This window comes from Dolichospermum sp. FACHB-1091 (assembly GCF_014697585.1).
In the GTDB taxonomy this organism is placed as follows: domain Bacteria; phylum Cyanobacteriota; class Cyanobacteriia; order Cyanobacteriales; family Nostocaceae; genus Dolichospermum.
This window is the reverse complement of sequence record NZ_JACJSB010000009.1, coordinates 80,067-96,006: the sequence shown is the minus strand read 5'-3', so window position 1 is coordinate 96,006 and position 15,940 is coordinate 80,067. Positions and strand designations below refer to the sequence as shown.

The 15,940-nt window shown below is 36.9% G+C and carries 17 protein-coding genes; 2 read left to right on the top strand and 15 right to left on the bottom strand.

The genetic code is table 11. The features are described from left to right. Nucleotides 1-30 precede the first annotated feature (30 nt). From H6G25_RS07855 to H6G25_RS07840, 4 genes are all read right to left on the bottom strand, one after another. Entirely contained in the window at nt 31-636 is a 606-nt protein-coding gene (locus H6G25_RS07855; RefSeq protein WP_190391996.1) for a DUF4340 domain-containing protein, read from the bottom strand. 95 nt (nt 637-731) lie between these two features. Beyond that, nucleotides 732-2,510 carry a Gldg family protein gene (locus H6G25_RS07850; RefSeq protein WP_190391995.1) on the bottom strand — a complete coding sequence of 593 codons (1,779 nt, stop codon included), beginning with the start codon at nt 2,508-2,510 and terminating at the stop codon, nt 732-734. 115 nt (nt 2,511-2,625) lie between these two features. After that, nucleotides 2,626-3,429 (bottom strand): ABC transporter permease, encoded by an 804-nt coding sequence (locus tag H6G25_RS07845; RefSeq protein WP_190391994.1) that lies wholly within the window; start codon nt 3,427-3,429, stop codon nt 2,626-2,628. Continuing rightward, on the bottom strand, nt 3,430-4,425 hold the full coding sequence (locus H6G25_RS07840; protein ID WP_190392041.1) for an ABC transporter ATP-binding protein: 996 nt from the start codon (nt 4,423-4,425) through the stop codon (nt 3,430-3,432). Nucleotides 4,426-4,571: 146 nt separating this feature from the next. Between H6G25_RS07840 and H6G25_RS07835 the strand changes: the two genes are divergently transcribed. Beyond that, the gene (locus H6G25_RS07835) at nt 4,572-4,769 is read left to right on the top strand and encodes a hypothetical protein (RefSeq protein WP_190391993.1); all 198 of its coding nucleotides are present in this window, start codon (nt 4,572-4,574) and stop codon (nt 4,767-4,769) included. Between the two features lie 73 nt (nt 4,770-4,842). On the opposite strand, the gene H6G25_RS07830 is transcribed toward H6G25_RS07835, so the two are convergent. The 11 genes from H6G25_RS07830 to msrB all read right to left on the bottom strand — a co-directional run bounded on the left by H6G25_RS07830 (nt 4,843) and on the right by msrB (nt 15,284). Then, nucleotides 4,843-5,589: an HAD family hydrolase gene (locus H6G25_RS07830; RefSeq protein WP_190391992.1), complete on the bottom strand. Its 747-nt coding sequence runs from the start codon at nt 5,587-5,589 to the stop codon at nt 4,843-4,845. 99 nt (nt 5,590-5,688) lie between these two features. Beyond that, nucleotides 5,689-6,714, bottom strand: a complete 1,026-nt coding sequence (locus H6G25_RS07825) for a 30S ribosomal protein S1 (RefSeq protein WP_190391991.1) — start codon at nt 6,712-6,714, stop codon at nt 5,689-5,691. Nucleotides 6,715-7,611: 897 nt separating this feature from the next. Further along, the gene (locus H6G25_RS07820) at nt 7,612-8,223 is read right to left on the bottom strand and encodes a PsbP-related protein (RefSeq protein ID WP_190391990.1); all 612 of its coding nucleotides are present in this window, start codon (nt 8,221-8,223) and stop codon (nt 7,612-7,614) included. Between the two features lie 24 nt (nt 8,224-8,247). After that, nucleotides 8,248-9,408, bottom strand: coding sequence for a hypothetical protein (locus H6G25_RS07815; protein WP_190391989.1), 1,161 nt, complete (start codon nt 9,406-9,408; stop codon nt 8,248-8,250). Between the two features lie 434 nt (nt 9,409-9,842). Continuing rightward, nucleotides 9,843-10,259 carry a hypothetical protein gene (locus H6G25_RS07810; protein ID WP_190391988.1) on the bottom strand — a complete coding sequence of 139 codons (417 nt, stop codon included), beginning with the start codon at nt 10,257-10,259 and terminating at the stop codon, nt 9,843-9,845. A gap of 21 nt (nt 10,260-10,280) precedes the next feature. Continuing rightward, nucleotides 10,281-10,799 carry a hypothetical protein gene (locus H6G25_RS07805; RefSeq protein WP_190391987.1) on the bottom strand — a complete coding sequence of 173 codons (519 nt, stop codon included), beginning with the start codon at nt 10,797-10,799 and terminating at the stop codon, nt 10,281-10,283. 39 nt (nt 10,800-10,838) lie between these two features. After that, complete coding sequence (locus tag H6G25_RS07800) at nt 10,839-11,330, bottom strand: hypothetical protein (RefSeq protein WP_190391986.1); 492 nt, start codon at nt 11,328-11,330, stop codon at nt 10,839-10,841. A gap of 389 nt (nt 11,331-11,719) precedes the next feature. Continuing rightward, nucleotides 11,720-11,824, bottom strand: coding sequence for a photosystem II reaction center protein T (locus H6G25_RS07795; protein WP_015083195.1), 105 nt, complete (start codon nt 11,822-11,824; stop codon nt 11,720-11,722). A gap of 98 nt (nt 11,825-11,922) precedes the next feature. Then, on the bottom strand, nt 11,923-13,449 hold the full coding sequence (psbB, locus tag H6G25_RS07790; protein ID WP_190391985.1) for a photosystem II chlorophyll-binding protein CP47: 1,527 nt from the start codon (nt 13,447-13,449) through the stop codon (nt 11,923-11,925). Nucleotides 13,450-14,319: 870 nt separating this feature from the next. Further along, nucleotides 14,320-14,658: a hypothetical protein gene (locus H6G25_RS07785; RefSeq protein WP_190391984.1), complete on the bottom strand. Its 339-nt coding sequence runs from the start codon at nt 14,656-14,658 to the stop codon at nt 14,320-14,322. Nucleotides 14,659-14,789: 131 nt separating this feature from the next. Continuing rightward, nucleotides 14,790-15,284, bottom strand: coding sequence for a peptide-methionine (R)-S-oxide reductase MsrB (msrB, locus tag H6G25_RS07780; RefSeq protein ID WP_028084616.1), 495 nt, complete (start codon nt 15,282-15,284; stop codon nt 14,790-14,792). A 406-nt stretch (nt 15,285-15,690) separates the two neighbouring features. On the opposite strand from msrB, the gene H6G25_RS07775 reads away from it, so the two are divergent. Then, the gene (locus tag H6G25_RS07775) at nt 15,691-15,936 is read left to right on the top strand and encodes a hypothetical protein (RefSeq protein ID WP_028084617.1); all 246 of its coding nucleotides are present in this window, start codon (nt 15,691-15,693) and stop codon (nt 15,934-15,936) included. Nucleotides 15,937-15,940: the final 4 nt, after the last annotated feature.

The window sequence follows — 15,940 nt, the reverse complement described above, 5'->3', positions numbered from 1 at the left end:
TCAACCGAGAACCGCTATAGCAGATTTTTATTATTTCGTGGGAGTTGGTTGAGGAAGGCTAGGTAATGGTTGTATATTAGTCTTTTCTTCTATTTGTTTCCATTCAGATATATCTCGATTCACTGCATTAAAAAAATCCTTGGAAACTAATAACAAGTTTAGATTCTGATTAGGATCAGTTTGTGCATATAAGAACTGATTATTAAAATCTGCTTTACCTAAAATCAATTGATGGCTTTCTTGATTTTTAAGTTTAACGTCAATAGTCGCTAGAGGTTTATCTAAACCAAATTCTGGTAACTCAGTGGGTAGAATTGATATTATTCTTTCAATTTTACTATCAGTTAATAAATTCATTAAGTAAGAAACAATTGCATCATTTGCTAATCCTAATATGGGAGATTTAATTTCCCATTGGGGTTTTTCAGAAGTATTCCTTTTTTCTAGTTGTAATGTTGTATCTTTAATTTTAATTGTTAAAGATTGGACATCATTAGCGCTAAAAGAGAAAATTTTCTGTTTTTGGGCTTTTATTTGTGTTTGCTGGTTCTTTTCTTTAATTTCATAGAAGTAGACAAAACTCCCTAAACCCAGGGCTAAAAGTATTAAAATAAAAGTCGTTTTTGGTAATTTCATATTGAGTGAGAGTTAATTAATAAAATTATTTCATTATTGAGAAATTAAAACCAATTCTTGCCATATTTTAGCATTATGGACTACAAATTTATTTTTTATCTCCGTTTCCACCAAATGAGAAAACCTACTGTCAACCCAAATAATGGTAATACAAATATAGCGGATATTGTTAAAACATCAGCCTGAAGAGTTGATATAATAATCCGGCGATTTTTTGGTTCTTTAGGACGAATTGACAGAAGTTTTTCATCCTGTTGACTTAACCAACTAACTGAGTTTAAAAACACATCTCCATTTAACTGTTGTTCAAATAGACTATCAGTGACAAAATTTGAGTTTCCAAATACTACTAACCGTGATTCTTTAGCAGTGGTTGGGGAATTTATAGAAGTTGGATTTGGAGAATTTATAGAAGTTGGATTTGGGGAATTTATAGAAGTTGGATTTGGGGAATTTATAGAAGTTGGATTTGGGGAATTTATAGAAGTTGGATTTGGGGAATTTATAGAAGTTGGATTTGGGGAATTTATAGAAGTTGGATTTGGGGAATTTATAGAAGTTGGATTTGGGGAATTTATAGAAGTTGGATTTGGGGAATTTATAGAAGTTGGATTTGGAGAATTTATAGAAGTTGGATTTGATAACTTTCTAGTTAATGCTACTCCTAAAGTTAACGGTCCTTTTAAGTCTTTATCTTCATTAAACTCTAGTTTTTCACTTTTTTGATCACTTTCTGCCCAACTATTAGGATAGGGTTTAGTTTTTAATAAAACCATAGACTCAACACCAGAGACAGGATCAATTTCCAGAGGACGAGTTAATGGATATACAGAAATATTATTGGCAAAATCTTTAGTAATAGGATGCTGTCCATATTCTGTCACCAAAATAGTAGCCGGTCCTAGTTGCAAACTTTCTCCAGAATTATCAATGGCCAAGCGATTATCTAAACGCACACCCCACTCTTTCAGAAGAGTATCTATTTTCGGGTTGGTGTTGGGATCAATCATCAATAATAAGTTACCACCACGATTAAGATAATTTTGTAAGGTTGTAACTTCTCCCGTCAATAATTCTTTTTGGGGTCCAGCTACAATTACAACATTAGCATCATCAGGAACTTGAGGACGTTCTGCTAAATTCAAAGTTGATATAGTAAAGTTTTTATCAATTAAGCCCTGTATTGCCTTAGAAATTGCCCCTTTACTACCGGAAAGTGGGTGTTCACTATGTCCTTGAAGAAAGTAAACTTTAGCCGTTTTAGGATTAATCATTTGTTGTAAACGGTTAGTTAATTTTATTTCTGATAGTCGTTCATCCTCACTAATTATTTGTACTAATTGTCTTTTTGTTTGAAATTCTAGATAAACTTCGCCATAATCTTTAACACCAAATCTTTCTGCTAGTCCTGGTTTTAATTCAGGATCAACATACTCAAATTTAAACTTGTTACTTTGACGATGATAGTTATCTAATAATTCCTGATCTTGGTAATTTTTTTCTTTACTAAATAACCAAACCTTCATTGTTTCGGGTAAATTACTGACTAATTCCCTTGATTGAGGTGCTAAAGTAAATAATTGAGTATCTGTTAAGTCTAGACGCAGGTTGTAGCGAATACCTAAAAAGTTAATTAATCCTAATATAACTAATACGGACAAAGTTGCGATTAAGGCATTAGTAGCAGATTGGGTAGAACGCTTTTGCCACCATTTACTTTGTACTACCCACAAGGCACAAATAACTAAACCTATTATTATTAATGACAAGGGGATTATTCCCGAATTTACTGATGTTAAACGAACGGTTAAACCAGCGGTGATGAAGAATGGTCCTAGCCAAAATATAAGTTTCCAAAGTTTGTTTTTATTCATTTTTTATAGTAGAGAACAGGGAACAGGGAACAGGGAACAGAGAACAGGGGTGCAGAGGAGAAGATTTTTTCTACCGACGACGGACAACTGACAACTGACAACTGACAACTAACAATTACTGACGTTGAAAGCGAAGTGCATCAATTGATTGGGCTGTGAGAAAAATACCTAAGATAATGTAACTGGCAAATAAAATCAAGCTGCTAGTATCGAAAATTCCTTGAATCAGGGTATTGTAATGTTTGAGGAGGGATAAATGACTAACTGCTTCACCAATTTGACCGGGAATGGTTTTGGCAATTAAATCAACAAATAGCAGCAAAATAACTATGGCAAAGGTGAGGACTGCCGATAAAATTGTACTATCTGTTAATGAGGAAATAAACATTCCTAATGATAAAATTGCTGCTGCTAGTAAGAGTAGTCCTAAGTGACCCAGTAAGGGAATTGTGGGTGATATGGGAGGAGTGGAATTGGATAAAGCGATCGCTTCAAATCCCATTAAAGGTAAAATCATTGTCAATAAAAATGTTAATACTCCTAATAATTTGCCTACGGCTACAGCCCAGTTGGTAACTGGTGATGTGGCTAATAGTTCTAAAGTTCCTCGTTTGCGTTCTTCGGCGTAGAGTCCCATGGACAAAATAGGCAAGATAAATAACATTAACCATCCCATTCTATCTAAAAATGCTCTACTAAATTCGTAGGGAACATCTATTTTTGGCGCAAATTGTTGCCCTTGTAAATCATAGGCAGAAACTGTGACTAAAATTCCATCGGGTCCTAATAAAATCATGACGAAAAATAAACCCGCTAAAAACCAAAATGCACTAGCTATGCCATAGGCCAATGGAGAAACAAAATAACTCTGTAGTTCTCGACGATAAATAGCAATAATATTGGCGATGACTATACCCATTTATGCAGCTTCTCCTTCTTCGATTTCTGAGTTTATATTTGTGGGTAAATTCTTTTCTGTTGTGGTTAATTCTAAGAAAACATCTTCTAGTGTTGCACTAATACGACGCATTTCATATAAACCAAAGCCAGCCCGAATTAAAGCAGTAGCAATTTCTTTTCCTGGTTCTTCTCCTGGCTGTAATATTACCCGTAAATAAGTATGATTTTCTAGCAAATGTTGATGGGTAGGCATTGATTCTACTAAACTCACGCCAGATATATTTTGTAACATTTGTTTAGCTAAAGGTGCTTCTCCTGTAATTTCTAATTCATATCCTGCCCCACCTGTTAATTGTGTCATTAAATTTTCTGGGGTATTAGTTGTCACTATTTGTCCGCGATTAATAATGGCAACTCGGTTACAGGTCATACTCACTTCTGGGAGAATATGTGTAGAGAGAATAATAGTGTGTGTTCCTGCTAAACTTTTAATTAAGTTGCGTACTTCCGTAATTTGCCGGGGATCAAGTCCCACTGTAGGTTCATCAAGAATAATAGCTGGAGGATCATGGACGATCGCTTGGGCAATACCAACCCTTTGCCGATAACCTTTCGACAGTTTACGAATAATGACTTGGCGCTTTTCCTCTAGGTTACATCTGTTTATGGCTGCTGTTACTTTTGTTGAGCGATCGCCCGCAGAAACTCCTTTAATCCTGGCTACAAAGTGTAAAAATCCTTCCACCGTCATTTCTGGATATAAGGGTGGTGTCTCTGGTAAGTAGCCAATGCGCTGACGCACAAGCAAAGAATTATCATGGACATCATAACCGTCAATTTTCGCTGTCCCACTGCTGGCAGGTAAATAACCGGCTAAAATTCGCATAGTTGTGGTTTTACCAGCACCGTTTGGACCTAAAAACCCTAAAATTTCCCCTGGTTCAACGCTAAAAGTAACATCAGTAATTGCTGTTGTTGAACCATAAGTTTTACTAAGATGCTCAACTTCAATCATGTGCATAAATCATAATAATACCTAAACAATCTTAGCTAAATTTGAGATTTTAGATTGATGAGTTTTCTGTTATTTTTAATTTTTAATTGATTTATGCCTCATCTAAAATTAGTAACAAGATAACCTAGTATGGAATGGATAAAATCATGAGAGTTTGGCTGCTATGCTTTTTTGTACTGTTTGCTGCGGCAGAGTTTTTTAAGTGGTTGCGAGCTTTTTCTATACCTTTGCCTGTATATATTTTAGCGGGAGCATTTTTAGCTGTGGCCTCCAACTATGATAAGATTTTTGGTGATAAACTTAACCAAAACCTGATAAATCCTGACAAACCAGAGATTAAATAGGATTTGTGATAGCTTGCATTGTGTAACCATAAAAGTCTGGCGGCGGAGTATTATAATATTCGCCGAAAACTTTTCACAGATCCTCTTTATCCATAATCACCTGAATTTGATCAAGTTGATTAATTACCACATCTGCACCTTGAACATGATCTGCTTTACCAATCCAAGTAATACCAATACAGCCAGCAGCTTTAGCATCACGCGCCATTTGCATATCACCCACAGAATCACCTATCATTAAAGTCGCCTCTGGTGCTACCCCCAAAGCCTGACAAGCTTCTAAAAACAGTATTGGATCTGGTTTACTAGGACCCTCATCAACACCCTTTTCTAGCTGTAAATAATCACTTAACTGATGAGTTCTTACAAATGTCCGTACCTCTTCAGTGGTTGCTGCTGACAGAATACCCAATTTTAACCCTGCTACTGACAAAGACTTTAACACCTCCAAACTCCCCACAAATAAAGGTGAAGGAGTTTTACTAACATATTGGTCAGCCTCATCTATGGCTTGACGGGCAATTTTTAAAGACTCAAACCATCCTCTCCCGGTTTCCGCAATATAGGCCGCCGCTGCAATTTCTGTTTCTCGACGACTCGCTACTGATATTAAACCCGCTGGATCTAAGAAATCACCGTTAATACCAAAAGCCATTAACAATGGTTCACCAATACCAGGAATTTGCGCGTCTATCATCCTCGCTGCTTTTTGTCCTAGTGTTCTTAAATATGCCTCAGAATCTTCTAAAGTACCGTTTTTATCAAATAAAATTGCTTCAATACGGGAAAACGCCGTGTTTTGACATTTAATAGTTACCAAAATATCTCACCCTAGTCATATTCAAGGTAAAAAAAAGGGGGGTGTCCCCTCTTGATCATACAACGATCTCAGTTATAATTACTTATAACTATAAATCTATTATTCTTCAGTCGCTGGGGGAATTTCTTCCTCAGCCACGGCTTCCACAACTGCAACTTCTTCAGCTATGGTTTCTTCAGATCCGGCTTCCAGCGGTGCTACTTCTGCCGGTGTGGTAATACCTTGCTGTTTAGCAAGCAGTTGTTCCCGATACTTAGCTGCCATTTCTTCAGCCTTGTCATAAACCAAATCACGGTTTTTGATCATGTCACCAGGTTCGGGTTCCAACTGTTTAGTAGACAGTGAAATCCGTCCCCTTTCGGCATCCAAGTCAATGATCATAACTTTAACTTCATCATTGACATTGAATACGCTATGGGGAGTGTCAATATGCTCCTGGGAAATCTCAGAAATATGTAGTAGTCCGCTTACACCACCAATATCAATGAAAGCACCATAAGGTTTGATACCGCGAACAGTACCAATGACTACTTCGCCAACTTCTAAACGGTTCATCTTGCGCTCAACTAGCGCCCGACGATGGGAGAGAACTAAGCGATTACGCTCTTCATCTACTTCTAGGAATTTCAAAGGTAGTTCTTCACCTACCAAATCTTCCTTGGGTTTGCGAGTGCTAATATGAGAACCGGGGATAAAGCCGCGCAGTCCTTCAATTCGCACTAATGCACCACCACGGTTGGTTGCGAAAACGCCAGAACGGACAGTAGCATCTTCTGCTTGTAACTGCCGTACCCGTTCCCAAGCACGCATATACTCAATCCGACGAATTGAAAGGGTGAGCTGACCATCTTCATTTTCATCGGTAAGGATGAAAAATTCCCGCGTTTCGTTTGATTGTAAGACTTCTTCCGGGGCATCTACCCGGTTAATAGACATTTCTTGTATGGGTATATATGCTGCGGTTTTCGCACCTATGTCAATCAGAGCGCCGCGCGGCTCTATACTGAAAACTGTACCCGCTACGACATCACCAGGGCTGAAGTGATAGTCGTATTTATCAAGTAGAGCAGCGAAATCTTCGAGAGTAAATCCAATTTCTGTAGCGGTTAAATTCTGATTGACCATGCTAATGTGTTCCTGGTTCTAGTCTCCGTAAAGGTTTTGTCATAAATTGAGTGTATAAGTGAGCAGTCGTAGAACCGTCTGCACTTACATTTCTGTCTTATCCTAGCTTAGAATAGCTAATCTTAACACATATCAACTTCCAGATATAGGATTATATCATATTTAGGGAAGAGGGAAAAGGGAAAAGGGAGCAGGTGATATCTGAGTTTTAATTCCCACATTCCGCACTTCATTGTGTAGTACAGGCACGAGTGTAATAAGTAGCAGGAATAGTTTAAATACAAACACATAGTTCAGTTGGTAATAAATATAGGCAGTAATATAATGATTGCCAACGAATTCAAATTAATAAGGTGTTGACAATAAATTCAGGAGCAAAAATGAGAGAATGAATCTGAATTAAATAAAAATACCAAAAAATATGAATAACCAAAAATAAGAATTTGAGAGTAAAAACTTATATCACTTAGGAATATTTTGAGACGTTTCAAGAACATCAGCCCATTTCGGAGCATTGCTTTTAGTTGTTTTCTTTAATTGAATCTTGAACCGGATGCGTGTTTTGTTTAGTTTGGAGAAGTTGTATTTTTCAACAACAGCGTTTTGGAGGAAGGTTTCGTTAGAGTTGGGAATGACTGCTTGTAGCATATTGTTTTGGGAATCATATTATTTGCTCACTCCCAGATAAGCGTTAGCTTCCAACTGATAGCTACACGAATTTGTTCCCAAAATTTTTTCGTGTGTTAGCTAAGTTTACCGAAGCCATAGCTTCGGCTGTGATAATGTTAGGCTATTGGCAAAACTAATTGATAAAATGACTGTTAATCGGTAAAATTTTATTTGCATATTGTTAAGTTGGTTGATAGTTTATTATTCAAGTAATGACTATTTTGATTATCAATTTAATGATTTAAAAGATGAGTGCATTCTTTCAATCAATGGTAAAAGATGAGAATTATTTTTTATGTAGAAAGTTATCATGTAAGCTGTTTTATTTCGTTTGTAAGGCAGGAAAGTCAGTAATGTTTCGTTTTCACTATCTGTAAGCCATAATCTTACAGCATTTTTACCGTCAATTCTTACATTCTCTCTTTTAATTATTCTGGAGCCTTCTATAAAAGAAGAAAGTTCTCTACTAAAAGCTTGAAAATTTTCTTCAATAATTTGCACATCTGTTTTAATCAAATAATCAGGAATACCATCACCACCTGTTTCTGGAATTCTGCGGTTAGTGATGTGTGCTAAATTCCTCCATATTCTTCTAACAAACCAGTTTTGTGGATAAGCAATAGAATAAGTCCGCTTTTCTACAAAAGTTTTAAATTTAGTATTTGCACTGGCAGAAATTAAAAGTTTACTTTCTGTTTTTATAATTTCTCCACTTTGTGCGTGGGCTGGTGGCTGTTGGAAATGTGGTATGAAGGCAATGAAATTAAATGCTGTTAGAGTGGCAACAGCTAAGAAAAAGCGAGAACTCTTGATTTTGATTAACATTTTTAAGTTTTGCATAACTATTATCTCATTCCTAGATTCTTACCAATTATTGTTTTCATAGTTTAAAATTAGCATCATTTGTACGCCCAACCGAGCGTCAGCAGCATCCCATACGCTAGGAGAAACTAATAAGTTAAATTCTTTCTTCTTACCCACTCCTTCACCAGTAGTCATTACTGCTATCGAAGTTCCTGTATCAATCACTTTTCTAGTGACCTCACCTGGATAAAATATATGTCCACGTAGTGTATAATTCTTAATTGAAAAGTCATACTGAGATATATTACTCAGCAATGCTTCTGCTGTAACACTTGAGGCACTGCGATTATTATTACCAGGTAAACTATAAATTACCTGCTTAGATTCAACATTACTTTTTATTAAATTAACCTTATCTAATTCCTTAGTTTGACTTCTGCCCACAATTCTCACCTGAGCAATACCATCATTTAACGCACCTTTAGGAGCAAGAAATCTTAGATAAACCTGTTCATTAATCTGACTCCAAGGAGTCGTTCCCATACCACCAGGAAGATTGACATCCTGGGGAATTACAAAAGCATTGGCTAAAGCTCCATAACTAAAATTAGTGTTGATAATTTCTTCTCTCGCTCGTAATAAAGACTTAGCAAATGTACCAATATCTCCTAACTGATTGAGAGTTGTATCAAAAGAAGGTAAGGAAGTAATTTGTGAAAGACTATTCCAATATTTGATAGTTTTATCAGTAAAACTACCCTCTAATTGTTGTCTATAATCAGGAATTAATTGATTGACTAATTGTTTTGATGAACTAGATAAATTGTCATAGGATACTCCTGATTGAATACTCCAAGATAAAACTTGTACATCTTGAATAGGAACTTTATTTAAACTAGCACGTTGATATAAAGTGCTTAAAACATTAGACATTCTCCCATTAAGACGAGCTAAACGATAGCGATTTCCTGCACCATTCAAAGTATAGACCTTAGTACAATAATAATGTACAGGAACTTCATAATCTCCCGGAGGAATCACCTGGGAAGAATTTACACCATTTAAGTATAAAATTTGAGGTGTAAATTGACCACCTGGAACTTGCGAGGTAGTAGGATATAATTTATGTTCAGTTCCAGTAATGGGAATTTCATCTTTTAAAAATGAACGCAATTGATCCTTAATAAGAGAGTTAGCACCTTCTTCAAGAGGCTTTTTCAAAGGTTGTGGAATTGGTGGCGTTTTTATACAAAATCCTGCTATACAAATTCCAACTTTATTATCATTAGGGTTTGATAAATTGACCTCAGTTTGATTTGATGAATTAGCTGCTAAAACACGACTATAATTACAGGGGTTTCCGCTCTTATAAGGTACATCTTAAGCCCCCTCCTCGCTTGCGGGGAGGGGGTTGGGGGTGGGGTTCTTGTACCTTATAACATCGGGAAGTGCTGTAAATATTGTTCCAGGTAAAGTTATACTGCTAATAACTAAAAAACCTACCAAGAAATAAGCAATAAACTTTTTAGTCATTTTTTTCTGAAAAAATCTGATACTGAAAATAGAATGTAATTTACTCATTTTTTGATTTCTCCTATTACAAATATCACCAATCAATTAAATAAAAACCTATAGTGCTATCTAATTAACCTTCACTAACGAGTAGGGCATCGTTGCCAGGAAACTTTTTCTTTTTCATCGTCTCCAATAACTATGTATAGTGTGCCTGATAATGTTTTTCGATTTAAACTTGAAATTTCAAGTAAATCTTCAAAAGTATTATTATCAGGGGTAGTATGGGTAATAGTTACAGAATTAGTATTTTTACGAGCATAACTACCATCAAAAAACAACTTCCATCTACCATTTTCTTGGAAAAAAGACTGATATTTTCCCTTTTTAGTAAATACATAACGACTGAAATTGCATTTTCCTTTTTCACTCCATTCTCCTACTATTAGTGACAAATCAATATTGGGTGATTTTTGTGCATTAACAGTGGTTGAAAAGATTATTGTATTAACCAAATAAATTAGAAAAAATGCCCTTAATTGGCTAAAATTCCTTTGCATTTTGTTCAATTCCTTTATTATCTAAAATTGTCCTTGAAGCATTCTACCTTTGATTTTGCGGACATACTTACCCTTAGTATTTATACATTCCTGCATTCTCTTATTTTGCTCTGGAGTAGTACGAGAATCAGATTTATTTCCTGCTACTAATCCCCAAGCACCACCACTATTATCACCAAATCCAGCTAAAATAGTCGAATATTGGCTTAAAAATTCATACTCTGGGAAGTTTTTAAGTGGTATAATTTCTATTTCCTGATTTTTACCATCAATGTAAAGTTTACCTCCTCGATTTGATACGCTACTAATCATAATTTCCTCTCTTCCTCTGACATTATTAGGAGGTCCATCAACTATTTTGATGCAAGTTCTACCATTACGATTTAAAATCTCTCTCCAAGAGTTATTAAACATAGTTCCCATTGCATAATAAGGACCTGAAGGAAGTTTAGATCCTGATTTTGGCGATGCAAATGCTAAGGGTGATATTAATGTAATTAATGCAGTTGTGATTGTGAAGTTAATAAACAAGTTTTTCATTTTTTTCTCCTATAAGTTTTGTTAGGTATTATCTATTATCTAAATACAAACAATTTGTCCCCAACTTAATTTTATTGTTGTTCCAGGATCAACACATTCAAAAGCAGCCACTGTATTATTTTTGAATAATCCGTATGCTCCACCATGATCAGTTTGATACTCTCCAAATGCAACCATGCTAATTGATGGACAATTATTGATAATATCTGTGGCAATTATAGTTAAAAATTTATCAGAATTTAAGATAGATTCCGTAGCAGGTCCTCTCAAACCAAACTGATAGGAAAATGGACGATTAGTAGGATAACTTTTGTAATCTTGAGAAATGTTTTCTTGACCTGTATAAACAACTTTGACATTTCTATTTTTTTGAATTTGTTTTTTTGCTCTTTGTAAAGCTGCATTACATTCAACAGATAGTTTTCTAGGTTGTGCTTCTGCTGCTGATGAAAACAAGAACATAATATTGGTAATAATTAACCCAGTAGCAATTATTTGATTAAGCTGTCCCAATTGTACATTTAGCTGCATTTTACACTCCTTTGATTTTTTAGTTGGTTGGGCGTATCTAGGTATCATTCAGTTAATTAAATTGACAATAATTTAGAGACATCATTTAATTAGTGAAGGTGTCCTTCCTTAAGAATAATATCAGTTTCTTCGATTGGGTTCAAATCGTAAATGTAGTTTTTGTATACTACTTTTTGAAGTGCGGAATGTGGGTTTAATACCTACAGGGGTTTCCGCTTTTATGAGGTACATCTTAAGCCCCCTCCTCGCTTGCGGGGAGGGGGTTGGGGGTGGGGTTCTTGTACCTCATAACATCGGGAAGTGCTGTAAAACAGAATATCCGTTGCTACTATTATCAGTAACAACGGATATTATTAGCATATATTCCCTGACAAATGGGGAATAACTAACTACTTATCTTTCTTCTCAAAGCGAGGGGGTTCGCGGAAGGCGATTGAAAAAAAGAGTACACCTATTGCTAGGGCTAAAATCAAGATGTAAGCAACACTTTCCATATTTTTCAGATCTGTGCCTATTGAGCCAGTAATTTTAGTTTACCAAACCGGGGAAAAAGCATGAAGTAGATTTTTCTACTTCACACCTGATCCAAGTTTTAAGCTTCCGTTCTCCGGCGAGTTGTCTTGTCACCCAGCTTCTGGAACAGACCCCATTCAACTTGTTCTTCTTCAATTTCCACACCGGCAAATACATCACGGTAGATAGTCCGTGAACCGTGCCATAAGTGACCAAAGAAGAATAATAAAGCGAATACAGCATGACCGAAAGTAAACCAACCTCTAGGAGAAGTACGGAATACACCGTCAGAGTTCAAAGTTTCTCTGTCAAATTCAAAAATCTCGCCACCTTGAGCTTTCCGGGCGTACTTCTTGACATCAGCGGGGTCTGTAAAGGTTTGACCATTCAAATTACCACCGTAGAAGCTGACAGTCACGCCAGTTTGTTCAAAGCTGTATTTAGATTCTGCCCGACGGAAGGGGATGTCAGCACGGACAACACCATCTTTATCGGTCAAAATTACGGGGAAAGTTTCAAAGAAGTTAGGTAAACGACGAACTGTTAATTCTCGGCCTTCAGCATCGGTGAACACAGCGTGACCTTGCCAAGATTCAGCAATACCATCACCTTTCACCATTGGTCCTGTACGGAATAGACCACCTTTCGCGGGGCTATTACCAACGTAATCGTAGAATGCCAATTTTTCAGGAATTTTCGCCCAAGCTTCAGACAAAGTAGCGCCTTCGCCCACACTGGTTTGCACACGACGCTGAATTTCTTGACGGAAGTAGCCTTGATCCCACTGATAGCGGGTAGGTCCAAACAGTTCAATGGGGGTAGCAGCGTTACCGTACCACATAGTTCCAGCGACTACGAAAGCAGCGAAGAATACTGCCGCGATACTGCTGGAAAGTACGGTTTCAATATTTCCCATCCGTAGGGCTTTGTAGAGCCTTTCGGGGGGTCTAACTGTGAGGTGGAATAAACCCGCGATAATACCGACTACACCTGCTGCAATGTGGTGAGCAACAATGCCACCGGGATTAAAGGGGTTAAATCCAGCCGGACCCCATTCTGGTGCTACTGGCTGAATACTGCCAGTGAGTCCGTAAGCATCAGACACCCACATTCCAGGACCAAAGAGTCCAGTTTGGTGGAAAGCACCAAAACCAAAACAAAGTAAACCGGATAAGAACAGATGAATACCAAACATTTTTGGCAAGTCTAGGGCAGGTTCACCTGTGCGAGGATCTCTAAAGAGTTCCAAATCCCAGAAAACCCAGTGCCACACCGCAGCCAAGAATAATAAACCAGAGAGAACGATGTGAGCCGCAGCAACGCCTTCAAAAGACCAGAAACCGGGGTCTACTGCTGTGCCACCAGTTACACTCCAACCGCCCCAAGATTCGGTCACGCCTAAACGTGCCATGAAGGGAAGTACGAACATCCCTTGCCGCCACATGGGGTTAAGAACTGGATCACTGGGGTTATAAATGGCTAGTTCGTACAGCGCCATTGAACCTGCCCAACCAGCTACTAAAGCTGTGTGCATTAAGTGTACAGAAATCAGCCGACCTGGATCGTTCAGAACGACTGTATGTACTCGATACCAAGGTAGTCCCATTAACTACAAGCCTCCTGGATAGTTATGTTGACAAAGCAATTTTGTGACTAAGGTTCTAAAATGACGGAAATCGCCAATCATTAGGAATCTCTGAGTTTTTTATTGCTGATTTTGATTTTGGCAATGCTGACGGACTACCATAACTTGATTCTTTTGTCAAGAACTTGTTATGGGAATGTTTGAGCAATCCCTAAACAAAAATGAGAATATTTTAAAAAGTGTAACTATTGATGGCACGCTTTGCAAGCGTTTTCATCCTTGAGGTTACGGAGTTTGTGGTTTGAATGTCGCTATCAGTCGCCAGAAATGCTGATTATAACCTCATCTATCTGGAAAGCTGAAGTTTTTTAAGTCCACTATTCCAGGATAAAACTAAATTGGGGTTTTACCAGGCGATCGCTCCTTGAATAATTACCAGTTTTATTTTAGGCTGGTTCTATATATGACCTGGGCAATGTACAAGTTAAATTGGATATGTATTAACGATATTTACTCTTTCTGTGCTTTTTAGGATTAAGTCTACACCAGTAGTGGTAGCTCAAATATCTCCGATATTAAATTAAAATTAAAAGTTCTGAAACCCATATCACCTATAGGAATCCGGTTTGATTCTGTGAATTTACTTGTGTGGTCAGGGAACAGAGAACAGGGAACAGGAAAGACAGAATTGATACTTGCATAGATATAACTTATACCTGCACGAACTTGTGCGATACTTAGATTGATCAAAGTTATCGCCATAGCAAAAATCATCGAAAGGGTTCTGTCCACAAAAGATTTCTGTTTTCCCAAAAAATGTGCAATTAATTTTGCTCAGGCATTTGTGAGGTAGGTTAAGCTTAAACATAACAATGTTCAAGCTAAAATATCCTACAATTCAATCAATTTAAAACCCCAAATTTTCAAAACAGTAGTTGCTAATTCTGGATCTATACCATCATAAGCCTCCCATTCCGAATGCGGGTCTTTAGGATGTCCCTCACCCACATGACCTGCAATTTTTATGACCGGGATATTCACTACGTAATCACGTTCCATTCCCTTGGGAATAGCTAATTGGATTCTCCGGCCTACAAATTTCGCCCCGCTGGATTTAGCTACGGTTTCACGAACTAAACAAATATCACCAGCAGTTCCCCAAGTAGTTTGGTAAGTGTACAGAAATGATATATAGCTTTCTGGCTTGATTGATCTTTTGAGAACTTGCATTATTTAATCCTTACTTATTTCCCTTCAAGAATTTCATCTAAATACTACCTGCTATATTATAATTTCCTGCTTTTGACAGAATCACACAAGGGGTTTTATCTATGAAATTACCCCTTGCGAAAATTCCTAATCTACGCAGGTATAAACTGTAATGATACACCGTTCATACAGTAGCGCAAGCCGGTTGGTTTGGGACCATCATTGAATACATGGCCTAAATGTCCACCACAATTACTGCAATGCACCTCAGTTCTGGTCATAAAAAATGACCTGTCTGTAGTCGTAGCAATTGCTCCCTCAATTGGTTTAAAAAAGCTCGGCCAACCAGTACCACTATTAAATTTAGTCTCTGAAGTAAACAAAGCTTGTCCACAACCAGCACAGACATAAGTACCAGGTTCATATTGCTTATCCAGGGGACTGGTATGAGAAGGTTCTGTACCATGTTTCCGCAACACACGAAACTGTTCTGGTGTCAGGATACTCTTCCACTCTTCCTCAGTCTTAGTCACTGCAAACTCTGTATTAGAAAGTGCCATTGTTTCTGAACTCCAATTGATATAACGGGAAAAAAAGGCTGTACCGACTAATACGGCACCCATTTGCAAAAAATAACGTTTGTCCATAATCCTATTATTTGCTATTATTCGTTATTTTTCTTTTCCTACCCTAACCAACTCTAACAAGTTTCTCAATTTTCCCAGAAATTAAGAAAAATTAACTCAAAACCTCTTGCCTAATTGAGAATTATATGTAATAATCTAAAAATAAATCTTGGAAACTACTTCTCAAATCTCCCATAAATTAAGAAAATGAACTCAAAACCTCTTACCTAATTGAGAAAAATATGTAATAATCTTTTTTAAAGCAATTCCCTAAAAATGTCTTGCCTAATTCAGAAAAATATGTAATGCTCGTAGGATAAATTTAAAAACTACTCTATCTCTATCGGGTTATCGGTCTTTACAACCCAAAGCCCGTAAAATGTCAAGTTTGTATCTCTGTCTAATCACCAATACTGATAATCGAATCATGAGACAAGAATCTGATTTACTCTCTGAGATATGTGATTTTCTTTACCCTCGCAGTTCCTATTACGGTCAGTTTAAACCGGAATATTTAGTTTTTAATGCTAATCTCCAAGAATTTGCTCAACGGGTAAATTATATTTGTAATTTACAAACAGGTGGTAAAATATCTCCACAGGAGGCTTACAAACAAATTCATAGTTTGTGGAAACAATTAAAACAGGCTAAAAAACAGTTAGAAATTGAATAAAGAT

Excerpts from the sequence above, each read along its gene's own strand:
- H6G25_RS07800 (WP_190391986.1), bottom strand. The coding sequence starts at position 11,330 with ATGCAGCTAAATGTACAATTGGGACAGCTTAATCAAATAATTGCTACT.
- msrB (WP_028084616.1), bottom strand. The coding sequence starts at position 15,284 with ATGGACAAACGTTATTTTTTGCAAATGGGTGCCGTATTAGTCGGTACA.
- H6G25_RS07785 (WP_190391984.1), bottom strand. The coding sequence starts at position 14,658 with ATGCAAGTTCTCAAAAGATCAATCAAGCCAGAAAGCTATATATCATTT.
- H6G25_RS07805 (WP_190391987.1), bottom strand. The coding sequence starts at position 10,799 with ATGAAAAACTTGTTTATTAACTTCACAATCACAACTGCATTAATTACA.
- H6G25_RS07795 (WP_015083195.1), bottom strand. The coding sequence starts at position 11,824 with ATGGAAAGTGTTGCTTACATCTTGATTTTAGCCCTAGCAATAGGTGTA.
- H6G25_RS07840 (WP_190392041.1), bottom strand. The coding sequence starts at position 4,425 with ATGATTGAAGTTGAGCATCTTAGTAAAACTTATGGTTCAACAACAGCA.
- H6G25_RS07825 (WP_190391991.1), bottom strand. The coding sequence starts at position 6,714 with ATGGTCAATCAGAATTTAACCGCTACAGAAATTGGATTTACTCTCGAA.
- H6G25_RS07820 (WP_190391990.1), bottom strand. The coding sequence starts at position 8,223 with ATGCAAAACTTAAAAATGTTAATCAAAATCAAGAGTTCTCGCTTTTTC.
- H6G25_RS07835 (WP_190391993.1), top strand. The coding sequence starts at position 4,572 with ATGAGAGTTTGGCTGCTATGCTTTTTTGTACTGTTTGCTGCGGCAGAG.
- H6G25_RS07775 (WP_028084617.1), top strand. The coding sequence starts at position 15,691 with ATGAGACAAGAATCTGATTTACTCTCTGAGATATGTGATTTTCTTTAC.
- H6G25_RS07855 (WP_190391996.1), bottom strand. The coding sequence starts at position 636 with ATGAAATTACCAAAAACGACTTTTATTTTAATACTTTTAGCCCTGGGT.
- H6G25_RS07810 (WP_190391988.1), bottom strand. The coding sequence starts at position 10,259 with ATGCAAAGGAATTTTAGCCAATTAAGGGCATTTTTTCTAATTTATTTG.
- H6G25_RS07850 (WP_190391995.1), bottom strand. The coding sequence starts at position 2,510 with ATGAATAAAAACAAACTTTGGAAACTTATATTTTGGCTAGGACCATTC.
- psbB (WP_190391985.1), bottom strand. The coding sequence starts at position 13,449 with ATGGGACTACCTTGGTATCGAGTACATACAGTCGTTCTGAACGATCCA.
- H6G25_RS07845 (WP_190391994.1), bottom strand. The coding sequence starts at position 3,429 with ATGGGTATAGTCATCGCCAATATTATTGCTATTTATCGTCGAGAACTA.